The organism is Vibrio sp. SG41-7 (genome assembly GCF_014164465.1).
GTDB lineage: Bacteria > Pseudomonadota > Gammaproteobacteria > Enterobacterales > Vibrionaceae > Vibrio > Vibrio splendidus.
In genome coordinates this window covers 42302-59297 of the sequence record NZ_JACJFF010000009.1, presented here as the reverse complement: position 1 = coordinate 59297, position 16996 = coordinate 42302, and the positions used below count along the sequence as shown (strand labels likewise).

At 44.2% G+C, this 16996-nt stretch carries 20 protein-coding genes and 1 pseudogene; 16 read left to right on the top strand and 5 right to left on the bottom strand.

The genetic code is table 11. The features are described 5' to 3' along the window. Window positions 1-5: 5 nt before the first annotated feature. Entirely contained in the window at window positions 6-626 is a 621-nt protein-coding gene (locus tag H5300_RS04105; protein ID WP_017093558.1) for an energy transducer TonB, read from the top strand. Then, window positions 623-1801, top strand: a complete 1179-nt coding sequence (locus H5300_RS04100) for a lipopolysaccharide assembly protein LapB (protein ID WP_102560601.1) — start codon at window positions 623-625, stop codon at window positions 1799-1801. The genes H5300_RS04105 and H5300_RS04100 overlap by 4 nt, the downstream gene beginning before the upstream one ends. 166 nt (window positions 1802-1967) lie before the next feature. Here H5300_RS04100 and H5300_RS04095 read toward each other — a convergent pair. After that, window positions 1968-2287 (bottom strand): annotated as a pseudogene (locus H5300_RS04095) (hypothetical protein). 417 nt (window positions 2288-2704) lie between these two features. Between H5300_RS04095 and H5300_RS04090 the strand changes: the two are divergent. The 9 genes from H5300_RS04090 (at window position 2705) to H5300_RS04050 (ending at window position 9415) form a co-directional block, all read left to right on the top strand. Next, window positions 2705-3334 (top strand): PepSY-associated TM helix domain-containing protein, encoded by a 630-nt coding sequence (locus H5300_RS04090; protein ID WP_102450716.1) that lies wholly within the window; start codon window positions 2705-2707, stop codon window positions 3332-3334. A gap of 97 nt (window positions 3335-3431) precedes the next feature. After that, window positions 3432-3950, top strand: coding sequence for a DUF2271 domain-containing protein (locus tag H5300_RS04085; protein WP_017082148.1), 519 nt, complete (start codon window positions 3432-3434; stop codon window positions 3948-3950). Between the two features lie 100 nt (window positions 3951-4050). Next, complete coding sequence (locus H5300_RS04080) at window positions 4051-4887, top strand: DUF4198 domain-containing protein (protein ID WP_076648466.1); 837 nt, start codon at window positions 4051-4053, stop codon at window positions 4885-4887. Between the two features lie 115 nt (window positions 4888-5002). Further along, complete coding sequence (locus tag H5300_RS04075) at window positions 5003-5338, top strand: hypothetical protein (protein WP_182795478.1); 336 nt, start codon at window positions 5003-5005, stop codon at window positions 5336-5338. Next, on the top strand, window positions 5335-5895 hold the full coding sequence (locus tag H5300_RS04070) for a DUF6162 family protein (protein WP_182795477.1): 561 nt from the start codon (window positions 5335-5337) through the stop codon (window positions 5893-5895). Before H5300_RS04075 ends, H5300_RS04070 begins: the two co-directional genes overlap by 4 nt. Before the next feature lie 49 nt (window positions 5896-5944). Continuing rightward, window positions 5945-6880, top strand: coding sequence for a metal ABC transporter solute-binding protein, Zn/Mn family (locus tag H5300_RS04065; protein ID WP_182795476.1), 936 nt, complete (start codon window positions 5945-5947; stop codon window positions 6878-6880). Continuing rightward, entirely contained in the window at window positions 6880-7614 is a 735-nt protein-coding gene (locus H5300_RS04060; RefSeq protein WP_182795475.1) for a metal ABC transporter ATP-binding protein, read from the top strand. The genes H5300_RS04065 and H5300_RS04060 overlap by 1 nt, the downstream gene beginning before the upstream one ends. Beyond that, entirely contained in the window at window positions 7614-8489 is an 876-nt protein-coding gene (locus H5300_RS04055; protein WP_004731167.1) for a metal ABC transporter permease, read from the top strand. The genes H5300_RS04060 and H5300_RS04055 overlap by 1 nt, the downstream gene beginning before the upstream one ends. A gap of 2 nt (window positions 8490-8491) precedes the next feature. Then, window positions 8492-9415, top strand: a complete 924-nt coding sequence (locus H5300_RS04050; protein ID WP_182795474.1) for an ABC transporter substrate-binding protein — start codon at window positions 8492-8494, stop codon at window positions 9413-9415. Between the two features lie 127 nt (window positions 9416-9542). Here H5300_RS04050 and H5300_RS04045 read toward each other — a convergent pair whose 3' ends face one another. Continuing rightward, a complete protein-coding gene (locus H5300_RS04045) occupies window positions 9543-9773 on the bottom strand; it encodes a DUF2986 domain-containing protein (protein ID WP_004731171.1) in 231 nt (76 codons plus the stop codon). 97 nt (window positions 9774-9870) lie between these two features. Between H5300_RS04045 and H5300_RS04040 the strand changes: the two genes are divergently transcribed. Next, window positions 9871-10386, top strand: coding sequence for a GNAT family N-acetyltransferase (locus H5300_RS04040; protein WP_182795473.1), 516 nt, complete (start codon window positions 9871-9873; stop codon window positions 10384-10386). A gap of 2 nt (window positions 10387-10388) precedes the next feature. Continuing rightward, the gene (locus tag H5300_RS04035) at window positions 10389-10784 is read left to right on the top strand and encodes a nitrous oxide-stimulated promoter family protein (RefSeq protein WP_004731174.1); all 396 of its coding nucleotides are present in this window, start codon (window positions 10389-10391) and stop codon (window positions 10782-10784) included. Between the two features lie 120 nt (window positions 10785-10904). On the opposite strand, the gene H5300_RS04030 is transcribed toward H5300_RS04035, so the two are convergent. Beyond that, window positions 10905-12302: an MATE family efflux transporter gene (locus tag H5300_RS04030; RefSeq protein WP_182795472.1), complete on the bottom strand. Its 1398-nt coding sequence runs from the start codon at window positions 12300-12302 to the stop codon at window positions 10905-10907. Between the two features lie 50 nt (window positions 12303-12352). Here H5300_RS04030 and H5300_RS04025 point away from each other — a divergent pair, with 50 nt between their 5' ends. From H5300_RS04025 to H5300_RS04015, 3 genes are all read left to right on the top strand, one after another. After that, a complete protein-coding gene (locus H5300_RS04025) occupies window positions 12353-13246 on the top strand; it encodes a helix-turn-helix transcriptional regulator (RefSeq protein ID WP_019351042.1) in 894 nt (297 codons plus the stop codon). Window positions 13247-13375: 129 nt separating this feature from the next. Then, entirely contained in the window at window positions 13376-13726 is a 351-nt protein-coding gene (locus H5300_RS04020) for a winged helix-turn-helix domain-containing protein (RefSeq protein ID WP_026012408.1), read from the top strand. Between the two features lie 173 nt (window positions 13727-13899). Next, on the top strand, window positions 13900-14235 hold the full coding sequence (locus tag H5300_RS04015; protein ID WP_017079269.1) for a winged helix-turn-helix domain-containing protein: 336 nt from the start codon (window positions 13900-13902) through the stop codon (window positions 14233-14235). 171 nt (window positions 14236-14406) lie between these two features. Here H5300_RS04015 and H5300_RS04010 read toward each other — a convergent pair whose 3' ends face one another. Beyond that, window positions 14407-15558: an MFS transporter gene (locus H5300_RS04010; RefSeq protein WP_017079268.1), complete on the bottom strand. Its 1152-nt coding sequence runs from the start codon at window positions 15556-15558 to the stop codon at window positions 14407-14409. Window positions 15559-15828: 270 nt separating this feature from the next. Beyond that, window positions 15829-16854 carry an AraC family transcriptional regulator gene (locus H5300_RS04005; protein ID WP_182795471.1) on the bottom strand — a complete coding sequence of 342 codons (1026 nt, stop codon included), beginning with the start codon at window positions 16852-16854 and terminating at the stop codon, window positions 15829-15831. Between the last annotated feature and the right edge of the window lie 142 nt (window positions 16855-16996).

The window sequence follows — 16996 nt, the reverse complement described above, 5'->3', positions numbered from 1 at the left end:
CATAAATGATTCGCCTATTTCTTGCTTTACCGCTAGCGGGCGCATTGGGCTTAGCTCTGTTTTCTTTTATGGCTTGGATGGTCGATAATGGCCACCAACGTTCACCAGATAATAGTGAGACGTTAAGTTTCAATATGGTGATGGTGGAACAAGAACAAGAAGTCCAAAGAAGACAGCGTGCAGTCCCTGAAAAACCAGAAATGCCAGAGCCGCCACCGGAAGCGAAAACGTCTCAGTCACAAGCTGAAGTTACGCCTCTGAATTCGATGTCTTCACTGCCGTCATTGGATTTGAATACATCGGTTGATGGCCTAGCGATTAACGCGCCGACATTTTCTGATTTTGGGTCAAACCAACAGGCAATGCCTCTGTATCGAGTAGAACCTCGTTACCCAGCGAAGGCGCTTAAGCGTGGCGCTGAAGGTCATGTCATTATGTCTTTTACTATCGATGAGACGGGGCGCCCAGTTGATATTCAAGTCACTGACGCAAACCCACGTCGTATGTTTGAACGTGAAGCGATGAGAGCACTTAAAAAATGGAAATATCAACCGAAAGTCGTCGATGGAAAAGCGATAGCTCAGGTTGGTCAAACCGTGAAACTAGAGTTTAAGTTGGCAAAATGATGAAACAGATATGGATATTAGTGGGCTTGTTGTTAATGCCCCTTACAACACAAGCAAAAGAACTAACTCAATATACTGCCATTCGTGTTCAAAAGGCGCACAAGCTTGCTCAAGATGAACAGGTTAAACAGGCGATTGACGTTCTTGCAGGCTTGGAGCTTTCTAAAGGTTACGACAAAGCATACGTAGCTCGTATGCTGGGTGTGTTTTACTGGCAAGATGGCAAAACCGACACGGCAATCAAGCAGCTTACTTATGCGGTCGACAGCAATTTGCTGGTTGATGAGCAAGCTTGGATAACGAAGCGCATGCTGGCTGATTTGTTGTTGAACGATCAGCAGTTTAAAAACGCGCTTCCGCACTATTATGAGTTAGTGAAAACAGCGCCAGAAACAGAAAAGAAAGACACGCTTTGGATGCGAATTGCACAAGCTGAATACCAAATTGAAAACTGGTCGAAAGTCTTAGTTGCCATCGATAATCGAGACAAATTCAATTCAAAAGCAGAGTTGTCGCCTCTATCGCTAAAATTGGGCGCACAGCTTCAGTTAAAACAGTGGAAGCAGTCTATTCCGACACTGGAAAGCCTCATTGAACTTCAACCAGAGAAAGATAACTGGTGGCGTCAACTTGTCGGTATTCAGCTAAGATTGGAACGTAATCGTGATGCATTGAACACGTTAGCACTGGCTGATTTACAGGGCGTTGAGCTTAAAAATTCGGATCGCCGTTTATTAGCACAGCTTTATGCCAAACGAGGTATTCCAGAGCGAGCTGCTGAAGAAATAAGTAAGTTAGATGACGCGAACAGTGACGTTCAACTTCTGGCTGAGCAAGCAACCTACTGGCAGCTAGCGAAAGAGTGGGACAATGCCATTGAAGTGTGGACGTTAGCGTCTAAAAAAGACACTCAATACCATTGGAATGTGGCACAGCTATTGGTTCAGCAAGGTTACTACGACCGAGCGTTGGTTGTTTTAGACAAAGTGAAAGACAAAAACAAACAAGCCGACGTTGCTTTAGCGAAAGTGCGTTCATGGTACAAGCTAAAGAATCTAGATAATGCTCTTGCTCAAGCGAAACGTGCGAACAATATTGAGCCATCTTCTGAGGCGAAAGGTTGGATTAAATATCTGACTCAGCTTAGAACGGTAAGTGATAACGGAAACGTCTAACCACTCATAGCAAACAGAAGACAAGAAACAGTACATTAGAAACAAGAAAAGCAAAAGGGTGTCATTTGATCGTTCAAATGACACCCTTTTTTATATATTGAATAAAATTGAGCCTTAGTGTTTCATTAGGCCTTGGTGTTTGATCGAGGTATGAGCAAAGGCAAAGTTAAGGGCTACACATCTCGCCACTGTGCGATCCCGCGATGATCATTCCGTTTTGGTCAGCAACCCAGTTGATAGTGCAGTCACGATAGGGGTTTTTGAAAGCATGTTGTGTTTCGCCATTCTCGAGTGGGGTTTGAGTTTCTACCCAAGCAAACGTGCGCGACTCCCAAAATGAAACAGCTTGGGAGTGAGGCGTTAAATACAACTTTTGGGCGTCGGCAATATTGGAGCCGATATAACTCTCGATATGTTCGTCAGTGCCGATAATCTGGCTAGTACAAGCCGTTACCAACAGGTAAAAGCTAAAATAATAATACGCATTTCAAAATCCTTTTAAACATGTATCGCCATGCTCGTTTTATAGACAATAAGCTTAAACTACTCTTGAACAGATCGTGATGTTAATGATCTTGATAGTGATCTCAGTTCTAAATACTTCCAGTTTTCCTTTCTTAAATGCACGGTGTATCCACCTATTGCTTTCTATCGATGATCTTTGGGTTGAATCACATTGACGTTTGTCCCCTTGATTGACGTTTGAAACTGTTATTACCGCCAGCTCTAAACGTTAACAAGATTTACATGTTAACAGAGTAGATAAGCAGTTCGATTACTTCCCTTGTAATGTTACGTAAATTTGCTTACGCCGCTCGGCAAACGTAAACAATGTAAATTGAATGCCAATACGAATGATTATCAACTAAATTGACGCCATAAAATTTATAGGTATTGGTTTGTATGTCGTTAAAAAGTAGGGCGGTTCAATCATGGGCTCGTCGACTTCATGTTTATATTTCAATGGCGCTTCTGTTCGTTGTTCTTTTCTTCTCAGTGACAGGTATCACCCTTAATCGACCTGAGTTATTTGAATCAACCCAACCCAATATCCAACGGTCTACGTTAACGCTTCCTACAAGTTTATTTTCAATCCAAGACGGGCGATTAAAAGCCGACGAAACGGCCTTTGAAACATTTCTGTTTGAAGAAGCCAACCTATCTGGCGTTCCTTCAGGTTTAGACATCTACGCCGAGATTGAAGGCGGTGAGTTGCTGATCGGTGAAGTGTCTATGGACTTCAAAGGACCAGGCTACAACGCCTCTGTGTTCGTTGACGTGGCGTCTGAAATGGTGGAAGTCGAAACCACCAATTACGGCGTTATCGCACTTTTGAACGATCTACACAAAGGCCGTAACAGCGGTGAAGTTTGGAAGTGGTTCATCGATATCACAGCGCTACTGATGATCTTCTTTGTACTTACAGGCGTGTGCTTACTGTTACCTAAGAAAAAAACACTGAATACCTCCATTAAATGGACGGTATTTGGGTCTGCAATCTCGCTTGCTATCTATTTTGTCGCCGTACCTTAACTATTAGTTAGCGTGATAAATCAGGTTGATGAGTCTGCTTGATGAATCAGCCTGAAGAACGAACTAAAGGTTAAACGGATTTAAAAGGTTGTTAAACATGAAAAAAATGAACTGGAGCAAGGCGCTTCTTGCTTTATCTCTTTTGCCAAGCCTAGGGATGGCACAAGCGATCCCTGATACGGCAAAACTTGATGTGAACTTTAAGCTTCCAAAGATTGATACCTCTATGTACGCGCGTCCTTATGTGGCGGTGTGGGTAGAGAACAGCGAACGAAAGTCAGTGAAAACCATTGAGCTTTGGGTCGGTAAAGATGAATGGCTTAAAGACTTACGTAGCTGGTGGAGAAAAGTTGGGCGTTACGATCGTGAATTGGTTGATGCAGTGACTTCTGCAACGCGTCCTGCTGGCCAGTACCGTTTCGTTTGGGATGGTAAGAGCGATGATGGCCAAACTCTAGAGCAAGGCGAATACACGGTTCATATCGAGGTTGTGCGTGAACACGGCGGCCGTAATTACCTTCGTCAAAAAGTATCGCTAACGGATGTAAATGCTTCTTATGAGCTAAAGGCGACAGAAGAGACGGGTGAAATCACTCTGAACTACATCGCTAAATAGTAAGTGCGAATAGCAAAAGCAAACTCAACAGAATAGACAGTCGTCATCGTAGGCTCAGATAGAGCGACACGGCTAACAATTATAAATAATGGAATTGAACATGATGAAACAGACAAAAATCAAAGCACTCGCTCTAGCGGGCGTGATGGCATTCGGCCTAGCAGCGACGACAACAGCACAAGCTCACCCGCGTTGGATTTTGCCATCACACTTTACCGTATCGAAAGAAGGCGGTGATTGGCTAACGTTCGACGTGACTGCGTCTCACGGTACGTTTGTTTTTGATAAGCCTGCAGGCAGTGAAAATGCACATGTCATCATGCCTGATGGCCGTAGCGAACGTCCTAACTTTGTTGTTCGTGGCAAACGTCGTTCAATCTTCGATTTCTACTTTGAAGAAGAAGGTACACACAAAGTTGCGATCAACAACCAGCCATCTTACTACACACAGTACAAAGCGGGTCGTCGTGACACAGTGAAATGGATCAAAGCAAACAAAGCGGAACGTGATTCAGTTCTTCCTGAAAAGTCGCGTGACGTGGTAACACAAATCAGCTTCACTCGTGCAGAAAGCTACATCACAGTAGGTAAGCCATCGGATTCAGTCTTCAAAATTGAAGGCAAGCTACTTGAAATGAAGCCAGTAACGCACCCTTCGGACATCATTGAAGGCGAACCGGTGACATTCCAATTCTTCTACAACGGTGAAATCCAAAAAGACGTGAAAGCGGAGATCACTCGTGAAGGCACGCTTTACCGCAACCACCAAGAACAGATTGATGTAGTGAGTGATGAGAACGGTGAAATCACGTTCACTCCAGACGTAGCGGGTCGTTACGTAATGAAAGCGAACTACAAAGGTGAGTTGATTGACAACCCACTGGCAGACAAAGCAAGCGCGAACGTTCACCTAACGTTCGAAGCACTGCTTCAATAATTTGTGATGTCGGGGCTAGATCCCTGATTAAGCAACCAAAAACTTAAGGGCTCATTTGAGCCCTTTATCGCTCAGTTTACTTCTGAGAATTTGCACTGTGGCTAGGGTATGAACCATGACAATAAAAACAAAACTAAAATCGATAATCACTCCATGCTTGGCTCTGGGACTCGGTTTCGCTGCATTACCTGCGCAAGCACACTTTCCACTGATGAGCTGTTGGTTTGAAGGCAAAACCGTGGCGTGTGAAGCGGGTTATTCGGATGGCAGTAAAGCGATTGATTACGCAGTTGAGATGTACGACTACGAAGACAACTTGATTGCAAAACAGATGACAGATAAGCGCTCTATCGTTGAGTTTCTAAACCCTGACACTGAGTTCTACCTTGTATTCGATTCAGGCCATGAGTTTCCTGTTGAAGTCGACGTTGTTGAGATCAGCGAGAAATGATGATCCAAGGTGTACGTGCTGACACGGGCGGCAGAGAAGGCAAATGGGTAGGGCTGATCATTGTGTTCATTCTGAGCTTTGCTACGGTCGCGATCCCATTTCATCAAGCAGAAACCCACGTACAAGCGGTACTTGATCATCAAATTCTGGTGACCGATGTTGAACAAGAAAACTTGGCGATGTTATCAGAGCTGCGTTTAGCGCATGAAGAGATTCGTGACCTGCGTATGGACTCAGACGGCGAATGGCCAAGTGTCGTATCACTTAAAGATGAATGGGTCGCGCCATTTGTTGAAGATCAGAGTTGGAAGCGTAAAGGTTCTCATACTTGGGTATTGGATAAGCGTGGTTACTACTTTTCTACGCCAAGCGATCATGGCTTTGCTGATTCCTTTATTTTAAACGCCAACAGCGTTTCACCTGAAATCTGGATTTTCTTTGGTGGTGTAGCGAAACAGCCAGCTACTTTTGACCAACACACGCTTGAGTCTACTGGTTGGAAATTGGTGGTGAATGAGTCAGAAGTTGCTGATCAGCATGATGCTTCTTCTCATTAACCCCAGATTCTCGAAAAACAAAATGTTCAAAAATAATAAGAGATTTACTATGCGAATTATGACTCTGTTCATGTCGTTATTGGCGGTGTTAATGACACCCAATGCACTGGCAAAAGAATACAAGATCGATAGCGATAAGCTGACGATTGGTATCACGCTTCAACCTTACTACAGCTACGTAAAAGCGGTAGTGGGTGACAAAGTGAACATCCTTCCTTTGGTTGATGCTGGCTTTAATCCGCATAACTACTTACCACAACCGAATGATTTGAAGCGATTGAGCCAAATGGATGCAATCGTGGTAAACGGTATTGGTCACGATGACTTCGCGCTTAAAGTGATTTCAGCCGCGCAACGTGATGACTTAGTCGTGATCGAAGCAAACAAAGAAGTGCCTCTACTTCCCGCATTAGGCCAGTCTGTTGGTCAAGGTGCTGTGAACCCGCATACCTTTGTTGGGCTTTCGACAACGATTCAAAAGGTTTACACCATCGCGAGTGAAGTATCTAAGCTCGACCCAGACAACGCGGCGTTTTATCGCAAGAACGCACGTAAGTACGCCAAGCAATTTCGTTTTATGAAGCGTGATGCGATGTTGTCATTAGGTGAACTCGATACTTCAGGCATGAAAGTGGCGACCACGCACAATGCTTATGGGTACATTCTGCAAGAGTTTGGTGTTGATGTTGCGGCGGTGATTGAGCCTGCACACGGTGTTGAACCAAGTGCGAGCCAGCTGCAAGAGACGATCGAAAAGATCCGCGCATCGGGCATTGATGTTCTGTTCTACGAGCTAAACATGCCAAACCGTTTTGTTGACACGATTGAAGCGGAAACAGGTGTTCAGCTTTACCGTTTTTCTCACATGACGCATGGCGAATATCAAGACGACAAAGTTGAAGTTGAGATGAAGAAGAACCTCGAGACGTTGATCGAAGCAATGAAATTTGCGGCGGCTAACCAAGCTAAGAGCGGGAACGCATAATGCTAGGTCCATCGATTTCAATCAATCAACTCGGTCTGCAATACGACAACAACGTCATACTTGACGATATATCACTAGAACTTAAAGCGGGTCAGTGCCATGTGATCATGGGGCCAAACGGCGGTGGCAAAACCTCTTTGCTGCGCTCTGTTCTTGGTTTGACGCCTTTCTCTGGGCAAATCAATATTCATTGGCCAGAAAAGCCAAGTATTGGTTACGTTCCTCAAAAAGCGACCTTCGAATCGAGCTTACCCCTAACGGTTATGGATTTCGTGTTGCTTAACCAAACTCGAATTCCACTATTTTGGCGTCGTAAGTCTAAGCAGTTGGATCTTGCATTAGCGCAATTGGATCGTGTGGGTATGGCGACTCGTAGCGACCGCCGTATGGGCCAGTTATCGGGCGGTGAACAACAACGTGTATTGTTTGCTCAAGCCTTATTGGATAACCCAAGTTTATTAGTGTTGGATGAACCAACGACAGGCATGGATGAACAAGGCGTTCGTTATTTAGAATTGCTAGTTCGTGAATGCGTTGACGAAGGTCGCACGATTCTTGCCGTTCACCATGATGTAACCGCAGTGCGTCGCCTAGAGGCTAATGTACATGTTGTGAATCGATTCTTGGTGGATAGTGGTCCACATGAACAGGTACTGCACCCAAGTAAGATTGAAAGCTTGTTCCAGCACTACAGCAGTGGCGTAGCTATCGTTAAATCGAAGGAGGTTGCGTAATGGATTGGTTACGACAACTTGCCATAAGTGGCGTTGAAGCGGGTTGGTTATCAGACAGCTTCATGTACGCGTTCATGGTGAATGCCTTAGTTGCGGCGTTATTACTCGGCCCGTTGTTAGGTGGCCTTGGTACTTTGGTGATTGCAAAGCGTCTGGCTTTCTTCTCTGAAGCGGTAGGTCACGCCGCATTAACCGGTATTGCTATCGGTGTTTTGCTTGGTGAGCCACCAGAAAACCCAATTATTGGTCTGTTCAGTTTCTGTATGATCTTTGCTTTGCTTCTTCATTTTGTAAGAAACAGAACCAATGTGCCATATGATACTTTAGTCGGCGTTTTCCTTGCGCTCGCTTTAGCGGTCGGCGCGGCATTGCTGATGTACGTGGCACGTAAGATCAACATCCACATGCTTGAGAACGTGCTGTTTGGTTCGATTCTCACGGTAACAGATCAAGACTTAGCGATTCTCGCAGGCAGCTGCGCACTCATCATTTTGCTCTTGATACCGACGTTCAACCGTATTCTTCTCACTTGTATTAGCCCTGATATTGCCAAGGTTCGTGGCTATAACACCAGCTTTTATGACTACTTGTTTGTCATGATGATCACCTTAGTGACGATTGCAGCAGTGAAGATCGTGGGGGCGGTTCTTGTTGGGGCATTGTTGCTCATCCCTGGCGCGACGGCTCGATTGTTGACTAAACGCATGGGCAGCTTTGTTTTGCTTTCTGCGTTGCTGGCAACCATCGCGTGTTTGGTCGGAACGGTATTGCCTATGGAGCTAAAACTGCCAGTGCCATCGGGCGCTTCAATCATCATCGTTTCTGCTACCTTTTTCCTAGCGGCGACGCTATACCGAATTATAAGAAAGGCATAACCATGACTTCTTTGATGAATCGTATTTCAAGCTCAATAAAAACAGCGACTCAAGTGAGTGCACTTAGTAGTCTGTTGTTGGTTGGCTCAATGGTGTCTATCAGCGCTAATGCTGAAGATATCCTCACCAGTACGCCTGTGACTTATGCGCTAGCGACAGAGCTAACCAAAGGCACAGACATTACGACTGAATACCTACCACCAAAACGCTACGGTATTGATCGCTTGCCTAATTGGTTTGGCACTAAGGGCGCAAGTAAGGTGCTTAAGTCAGGAGAAAAAGCGACCGTTGCACTAACGCTGTCATCCATCTGGCAAGCTGATCCTACATTTGTATACGCAAGACAAGGCAACATCCGTTTGGTTGAGGTTGATGCTGCTCAAGCGATTACACCGCGTGCGCAAGGTGTCGCTGCGCTGACGTTATCAAATGGTGAAGTGTCTAAATACGCGTGGTTAAACCCAACCAATCTAACGCGTATGGCGGCAATTGTGGCTGATGACTTTAAGTTGTTGTGGCCGGCGCAAGCTGAGACCATTGATAGCAACCTACAGCGTGTAATGCTTGATGTGCGTGAACTGATTAACAAGCAACAAGCGGTGTTATTGGATAACGACGTAGATTCAGTCTTGTTGCTTTCAGAAAGCTTGGAAGATTTCGCTTCAGGTAGCCAACTGTTTGTTGAAGAGCGCATGTTCAAAGCAGAACTGGAATGGACAGAGCAAGACAAAGCGAAACTCAAAGCCATGTTTTCAGAAGACGATGCACTCTGGTTAGTCACAGCGAAAAAGCCAACGACGTTGATTAAGTCACTGGTACCTAATGAACGAATTCTTGTTGTTGATTCGGTAGACCGTTGGGGAAGAGCAGGGATTAATGCAAAAGCGCCGCTCGCACGCTGGGAAATTGAACCTTTTAGAGGTTAATTAAATAGCCGAGTCGCTAGATTAAAACGGTAGGATCAAAAAAGCAGCCCAAATAGAGGCTGCTTTTTTTGTTCATGTCCGTTGGCTTTGGTCAGAGTGCTGGGCAAGAGTACTGCGAGTTTAAAACTTACTCTGCAGCTTTTGTCTCTTTAGTTTCGATACCAGCTTCTTCCGATTCAACAGAAGCTTCAACTGTGCCTTCAGCTTGCTCTTGAGCGGCTTTCGCTTGCTCTTCAGCTTCCATTTTTGCGCGGTCAGCTTTAGAAATATAGCGAGGCTTGTTGCTACCATGCAGTTTAGACGTCGCCTGTTTCTGTCTTTTCTTTAGAATTTGATTGATTTTTTTCTTACGGTTCATTGCTGCATAGCCTTGTATTTAGTTTATGCGGTGGAGGATAATCATTTTAGATCTAGAACTCAATATTTACATGCTATCCAGCAAGGAAAATATCACTATGCAGGCAGTCGAAACCGCACGCTTACGATTAAGAATGATGGCAGCTCAAGATGCGGCGTTTATTCAGCGATTATACAGCTCAGAAGATTTCTTACGTTATATCGGAGACAAGGAAATTACAGATACTGGCAAGGCTGTTGAATACATCGAAAACAACATTCTTAAGATGTATAGAGAGAAGGGTGTGTGTTTACTGATGGTCGAGATTAAAGAGTCTTCAACGCCAATCGGTGTCTGTGGTTTGATTAAAAGAGACACACTAGAGGCGCATGATATTGGTTATGGCTTTGTACCTGCAGTATATGGGCAAGGTTTTGCAAAGGAAGCGGCACAAGCGATAATTGAACAAGCTCAACATAATGCTGATATCGATCATTTAGTTGCCATCACGACCTCTGATAATATTCGTAGCATCGCACTACTAACTAAGTTGGGTTTTGTGTTTGAGCGAGTTGAAGAGGCGATCAATGAAAGCGTCAATCTCAACCTGTACGGTCTATCACTGAGTAATTAATCATGTTTCAACATAACAACATTCTGCAAGGCGAACTCGCAACCGAGTACAAAACTGTTATTGCTATGGTGCACATCTATTGCAAAGACCATCACGGTGCTGTTCGTTTGGACAACGCGTTATGTGAAGAGTGCGAGCAACTGTTGCGTTATGCTGAAACACGACTTGATCGCTGTCCTTATGGCGAGGCGAAGCCAACCTGCAATAAGTGTCCGATTCATTGCTATAAGCCTGACCCTAAAGAGCTGATGCGTTTAGTGATGCGCTATGCAGGGCCAAGAATGCTACTTAAGCATCCGATTTTAGCAATACGACATTTGATTCATGAGAAACGTAAAGTGCCAGAGAAGCCACTGCCGAACGTGTCTAATCGCCATATTCGAATGAACAAGAAGTAACTGACGCTTTAAAGTGGTCGCAGAAGAAACGAAAAAGGTCTGATAGCTCAGACCTTTTGTGTTTCTGCTAACTGCATTATCAGAAGGCAGTCTTGTAGAAAGAATACTTTATGTATAAAGCTACACCGCTTGAGGCTCGTCGTAGGTCACTGTGAGGTTGTTGATCCAGCGTCGGCTCAAGTATCGGTGCGAGCATATAGCTAACTTCACCACTTCTTCTACCAACATCAAACCATAGATGTATTTGAAATCCCATCCAGCGACAAACGCACCGTAAACACATACTGGAATACCCACCATCCACATCGCGATGAAATCCATTCGCAGGCAAAACGCATTATCACCACCAGCACGAATAATACCGTTAATGATCACCATGTTGAGCATACGAATGACTACTGCAAAACACATAATAGTCATTGCAGGTGCAGCGAGTGGGTACAATGCATCGGTAGAAAGGTTTAGCCATGATAGAACATGTTCTTTACCCATAAACAGTAGCAACCCAACGACCGCGCCAAAACCAACGACGGCTTTAATGAATGTTAGACCCATGCTCATCGCGTCATCAAATTCATCACGGCCTAATGAATGCCCTAACAAAACAGAACACGCTACTGAGATACCAAAGAAGATCGAGTAACACAGCGATTCAAATGGTGCGAGCATCGAAAACACCGCAAGCTCAGTCGTGCCCATGTGACCGAAAATCATTTGATATGCCATGGTGCCCATTGCCCACAACACAGCATTCATCGTCAACGGCAAAGCAATGCGACGGTAAGACAACCACAATGACGGGCGATGTGGTGAGCTCGGTGTCGTTAATAGCCAATGTTTACGCATACGCATGTAGCTATACATTAAGCCCACTTGAATCAATCGCGCTAAGGTTGTCGCCAATGCCGCACCTGCTACGCCCATTGCTGGAATGCCGAAAGCACCTTTAATAAGAACGAAGTTAAGCGCAATGTTGAGTGCGATGGTAACGCCACCTAATAACAGCGGAGTTACGGTGTCACCTGACGAGCGCATGCTTGCTTCTACCACGACAACAATGTGAGTCAGAAGTAGGACAGGGAAGCCATACCATAGGTAAGTCGCGCCAAGTTCAATCACGGTTTGATCGCTGGTTTGCAACATCATTAAAAACTGAGAACCAAGAGTGATGATTGCAGTAACAGGCAACAGAACTTTTAAGCCAAATATCATCGCAATCGATGATACTGTTCGTGCGCTTTTTCGGTCATTCTTTCCCCAGTATTGAGCGACTAATGTACCGTTTGCTGAGGCCAACCCTGCCATAATCATAATAGCAACGAAGTGCCATTTTGACGCAATTCCCACAGCTGCAGCTGCTTCCATACCATAATCACTGACCATTAATACGTCAGCAAGGGCAAGAATAGCGACAAGCGCACTTTGCAAAGCAACAGGTAAACCAAGTTTAACGATACGAGGTAAGATGCTCTCTGGCTTGTTATTCATAGATGAGTTAGGGTTGATGTTAGTTGTCATAAGCTCTCCGATTTATGGCAGAACTATAGTGTTTTGAGCGAAGTAACAACATGTTTAAAAAACAACAAAACCTGTGCAAATCCGTCATTGAATCAATGAAGCCAAAATCCACTTGGCACGATGACGTTTTTCTTGCCGAACAGTGCAAAGAACGTTTTTTGACCGTTGAAGATATCCCAGAGATGAAAAGCTTTGGTGTCTATATGGGCGGTATGGCAAAGCTATACGATGGTTATTGGGTTGAGCGAGAATCCGTCAATGTTCATACGTTGATTTTTACTCAAGAAGGGGGTGGAATTCTAACCACTTCAACCTCGGTACAAGCGATTACGCCTTATACGCTGGTGGTTCTTCCTGCCGAAACCCCATTTCGTTTTGAACTCGATCCTCAATATAATTATTGGAAAATGGCGTGGATGCTGACGCCTGATACGCAGCAATGGCAGCACATAGCAAGTTTAGGTCAGGGGATAGTGCCGTTCGGAGAGTGTGAACAGATCTGGTCATTAATGAACTTGGTTTACTTTGAGATAGGAGGGCGAGCCAGTTACCGTAAGTTGCTCTTGAGTGAAATCATCCGAACGTTGACGGGGTTTGAACCCAAATCGACCAGCACCACCGCACGTGTTCAAGCGCTCTATAACGAGATTGAAAGCAGTCTGCACCAGCCATGGACAGTGGCAGGGATGGCCGAAAGGGTATTCATCAGTGAAGAGCAGTTAAATAGAGTCACCAAGACGCTATTCAACCTCTCACCACGCAGTAAATTGATTCAATTACGCATGGATAAAGCCACCAGTTTGCTGAAATATCAAGACTGGTCAGTCTCTATGATTGCTAATCGGTTGGGCTACAAAGATCCTTATAACTTTTCACATCGTTTCAAAAAACATTTTGGTTTGTCACCCAGCCAATATCGAAAAAGCCATCGACTTCTTGGTTAGCCTTGCTTATTTCCTCGATCAATTACGCAAGATCAAGCTTTGCAGTAATATTACTGTATTGAGCTATCTATCAATTTAGTATTTTTGCTCTATTCGATAGTATTGGAAATATCTCAGAGACGACTGCTTATGCAACACGAGGAATTAATGCACCAAGTTATCAGTGAGACGGATGATTTAGCTCTTCCGTCGAAGCTCATTTTAAACAATAAAGAGTTTCAATCAGGCACTAAAATCGTACGCAAGCAGGGTTGTGGTTCAATAATAGGAACGCTTGCTGAGCCTCATCGTAAAGTACTTTTCTATCTTTACCTGAACAGAGGCCAAGTGGTGAGCAAGCAAATTTTGAAGCGTGTAGGCTGGGCAGGTAAAGCGGTGACATCTGCATCTGTGTTGGTTGCTATTTACGAGATAAGGAGGATTCTTGACTGCCGTTGTATACAAACCGTTTCCAACGAAGGGTATGTCATGGAGCAATAAATAATCTTCTATTGATATCCTGTTAATATATTAATAATAAAAATTTAATCTCTTTACCGTACGAATTCCATTGATTATCGTCAAATCTAAAACGTCCACTTATAAGCGACGTTATATAAATACGACTGAATCTGACTTTGTCGCTGGCTATATAGTAAGGGAATGATATAAAAATGGACTCTTATCCTGCAATAGAAACGAACCACTCTGAAAACAACGTAGTACTTGAACTAAACGGTAAAATTGTTGAACTCAACACCAAACTCATTCGCAATGTTGAAAATGGTTACGTACTGGCTACCATGCCTTTGGCGTACCGAAAGATCATTTTATTTATGAATCGACATCGAGGTGAATTGTTCAGTGTTGGCCAATTAAAGAAGATTGGCTGGGAAAGTGAGAAAGTGACCAACTCATCTGTGATTGTTGCGATATCTGAAATAAGATCATTATTTGGAGACGGATTAATCATCACGATTACTGGTGAAGGTTACGTATTTCAACCTTAACCATTTGAAATAATAGATTTTATTGCTATTTGTTATTGCTATTTGCTATTTGTTATTGGTTTTTTGTCGCTCTTTCCTCCAGACGACATAAAACAAAAAGGGCTCTTAATTTAGACGGGAAGTCATAACTAAGAGCCCTAGTGATACCGTTCTTGTGCCTGCCTATTTGATTTACTCGCCTGCAATCTGTAGAGGAGAACGCTTTAGGCTAGCAATTAGCATGTAGATGGTTGTAGCGAGTAGAGACGCGAACAGGTAAGTGAATAATCCTGCTTGTGAATCCATAAAGCTATCCGCAACCAATGGCCCTGCTACAGAGCCGATGCTGTAACACAACAACATAACTTGAGTCACTGAAACTAAGTAGCTCGGGTCTAAATTGCGACAACCCAAGTTAATCGCAATTGGGTAAAGCGCAAAGGTCGCCATACCTAACACAAACAAGCTCATACCAAGAACGTAAAAATCATGGTTGATAGTGAGCACACCAATGCTTGCAACCCCTAGCAGGCAGAACAGAGCCATTAATAACACTTGTCCTATGTGATGAGATAACCACGTCACCATCGGTTGAACGGCCATACCACCCATAATCACTAACGCCATCAAACCGCCAATGTCTTGGTGTGCGATGTTGCGCTGAGCGAGTTCTACAGGCATCAAGCCATAAATAGACCCAAGTGTTAACCCAGATACAATACAGCCAATCAAAGCGCTGTGGCTTAGCTTGCTGATTTGTTTCAGTGATAAAGACTGCGCATCGTGAATTTGTGGTGCTGTTGCTTGTCCGTACATCAATACAATGATTGCTCCAAACAGCAAGGTGAACATTGCAATGAAAGGCACGCCGCCCGTAATACCAAGATATCCGATGCCAAGTTGACCAACGGCAGAACCGCCATACAACGAGCACATGTAAACCCCTAAACGTTTCGCACGTTGAGATTCTTCACCGCTCATTAGCCAAGATTCCACAATCACAAAGATCCCAGCGACTGAGACACCCGCGACGAAACGAGCCAACAACCAAACTGATTGATGTGGCGCCAACGGTAATACAAGAATCGTGGCGATAAATACGCTAAGTGCAATGACGAACGCGTCTTTGTGACCAACGCGAGCGATCGCACGCTCAATCAATAACGTACCCGCTAAAAGACCTGCATAAAAGGCACTCGCCAACCAACTCGATAGATTACTGTCTAAGCCATACTCAGACAGCATTAATGGTAATGAACTCATTAAGTAGCCTGAAGCGATCGCGTAAAAAGACAATGCAATAACAGGAACAGTTATGCGAGTTGTTGGTTGGATGTTGTCCAATGCAGGAGCCTCTAAATAGTAAAAGAAACGATGAATTTTCCGCGACTATGGGGGAGAAACTGAATTGGGTAAAACGAATAAAAATGGTCGTTAAGATAAAAGAAATTTATCGTGTTTGTTGGCTAAAATACCGTTGTGATTTTTCATGTTTTCGCGATATTTTCTGCGGTTAAATAGCCGATAAAGCGTTGTTCAAACGACTATTTAATTTGAAAGAGGGAGAGAGATTCGTTGTATTCATCAGATTTTAATTTAGGGCGTTTAATCGTGTTAGACCACTTCTTTTCGGTATTGTCTGGGCGAGCTTCCGCTCCACTTACGAAAGGCGTGCCGAAAGTTCGCACTGTCTGAAAATCCTACTCTATCGGAGATCTCTTCAATACTCATATGCGTCGATGAAAGATAGTGCCTAGAGAGGTGAAATCGCACGTGATCCAATATTTTCTGATAGCTCGTGTCTGCGGCTTTGAGGTGTCTACGTAGTGTTCTAGAAGACATTCCCAATTCTGTGGATAGCGCTTCAATGGAAGGGTAACAGCCAGGCCTTTCAATAAACATTTGTGAGATCTTCTCTTTAAGGCTGGTGGGCGCGCTCACTCTAGCCAACATGTCGTCACAAGATTTCAAACACATTTGTAACGTGATTGGGTTAGCCGTTGGTAAAGGTGCATATAGGCTTGTTGCATCGAACTGCCACTCAAGCTGCTCGCAATCAAACTCTACACGGCAACGGAAAATCTCCTGATAGAGATCGCCATAAGTAGGTTTAGGGTAAGGGAAGCGGATCACAAGAGAGGGAAAGGGCTGTTGTAGCACTTCTTCACATAAACTTTGAATAGCGGAAAACCAATACTCACAACAGAAAGGCAACAAAGAGTCGAGCTCGATAAGTTGCTCAGCGCGAAAGTATCCGGTTTGATGTTCAACGGACATGGTCTTCTTGAGAACAGGGCCCGCAAGACGCAAATATTTGAAGCCCATTAAAAGAGCGTCTAACAGTGTCTCACTGCTGAACACTGCATAACCCAACACACCAAAATCACTGAATCGGGCTTCCTGTCCAACTTTTAGTCCTAACCCCTCTGCGTTGGAACTCTCAAGTGCGTTACTGAACACCGCTAATTTTTGTGCGAGCGTGATGTGGGTATCTGGCGTATTGAGCTGGAACTCATCGATGTTACTGCCTTTTAATAACGTATCGACCGTCAAGGATGATGAAAAATATCGAGACAATAGTTGAAGATCAAGAATACCAAATGCCTGCATATCCGGTTCGTAAACTGCGGTGTATTCCATAATATGCCTCTTGTTGAGTGTCCTTATTCTATCTTAACCACGAACATCTTTTCGTCGGCTGTGTTGCAATTATGTCCGAATATCACCGTTTTTTGTCTTTTTGCAACCTTTGCAGAATGTTATCAAAATGTTGTAATTTAAT

Bases quoted from the DNA above. Each gene is read 5' to 3' on its own strand.
- H5300_RS04040 (WP_182795473.1), top strand. From the start codon at position 9,871: ATGCAGGCAGTCGAAACCGCACGCTTACGATTAAGAATGATGGCAGCT.
- H5300_RS04005 (WP_182795471.1), bottom strand. From the start codon at position 16,854: ATGGAATACACCGCAGTTTACGAACCGGATATGCAGGCATTTGGTATT.
- H5300_RS04090 (WP_102450716.1), top strand. From the start codon at position 2,705: ATGTCGTTAAAAAGTAGGGCGGTTCAATCATGGGCTCGTCGACTTCAT.
- H5300_RS04025 (WP_019351042.1), top strand. From the start codon at position 12,353: ATGTTTAAAAAACAACAAAACCTGTGCAAATCCGTCATTGAATCAATG.
- H5300_RS04100 (WP_102560601.1), top strand. From the start codon at position 623: ATGATGAAACAGATATGGATATTAGTGGGCTTGTTGTTAATGCCCCTT.
- H5300_RS04030 (WP_182795472.1), bottom strand. From the start codon at position 12,302: ATGACAACTAACATCAACCCTAACTCATCTATGAATAACAAGCCAGAG.
- H5300_RS04035 (WP_004731174.1), top strand. From the start codon at position 10,389: ATGTTTCAACATAACAACATTCTGCAAGGCGAACTCGCAACCGAGTAC.
- H5300_RS04080 (WP_076648466.1), top strand. From the start codon at position 4,051: ATGATGAAACAGACAAAAATCAAAGCACTCGCTCTAGCGGGCGTGATG.
- H5300_RS04075 (WP_182795478.1), top strand. From the start codon at position 5,003: ATGACAATAAAAACAAAACTAAAATCGATAATCACTCCATGCTTGGCT.
- H5300_RS04085 (WP_017082148.1), top strand. From the start codon at position 3,432: ATGAAAAAAATGAACTGGAGCAAGGCGCTTCTTGCTTTATCTCTTTTG.
- H5300_RS04105 (WP_017093558.1), top strand. From the start codon at position 6: ATGATTCGCCTATTTCTTGCTTTACCGCTAGCGGGCGCATTGGGCTTA.
- H5300_RS04070 (WP_182795477.1), top strand. From the start codon at position 5,335: ATGATGATCCAAGGTGTACGTGCTGACACGGGCGGCAGAGAAGGCAAA.
- H5300_RS04045 (WP_004731171.1), bottom strand. From the start codon at position 9,773: ATGAACCGTAAGAAAAAAATCAATCAAATTCTAAAGAAAAGACAGAAA.
- H5300_RS04020 (WP_026012408.1), top strand. From the start codon at position 13,376: ATGCAACACGAGGAATTAATGCACCAAGTTATCAGTGAGACGGATGAT.
- H5300_RS04050 (WP_182795474.1), top strand. From the start codon at position 8,492: ATGACTTCTTTGATGAATCGTATTTCAAGCTCAATAAAAACAGCGACT.
- H5300_RS04060 (WP_182795475.1), top strand. From the start codon at position 6,880: ATGCTAGGTCCATCGATTTCAATCAATCAACTCGGTCTGCAATACGAC.
- H5300_RS04015 (WP_017079269.1), top strand. From the start codon at position 13,900: ATGGACTCTTATCCTGCAATAGAAACGAACCACTCTGAAAACAACGTA.
- H5300_RS04055 (WP_004731167.1), top strand. From the start codon at position 7,614: ATGGATTGGTTACGACAACTTGCCATAAGTGGCGTTGAAGCGGGTTGG.
- H5300_RS04065 (WP_182795476.1), top strand. From the start codon at position 5,945: ATGCGAATTATGACTCTGTTCATGTCGTTATTGGCGGTGTTAATGACA.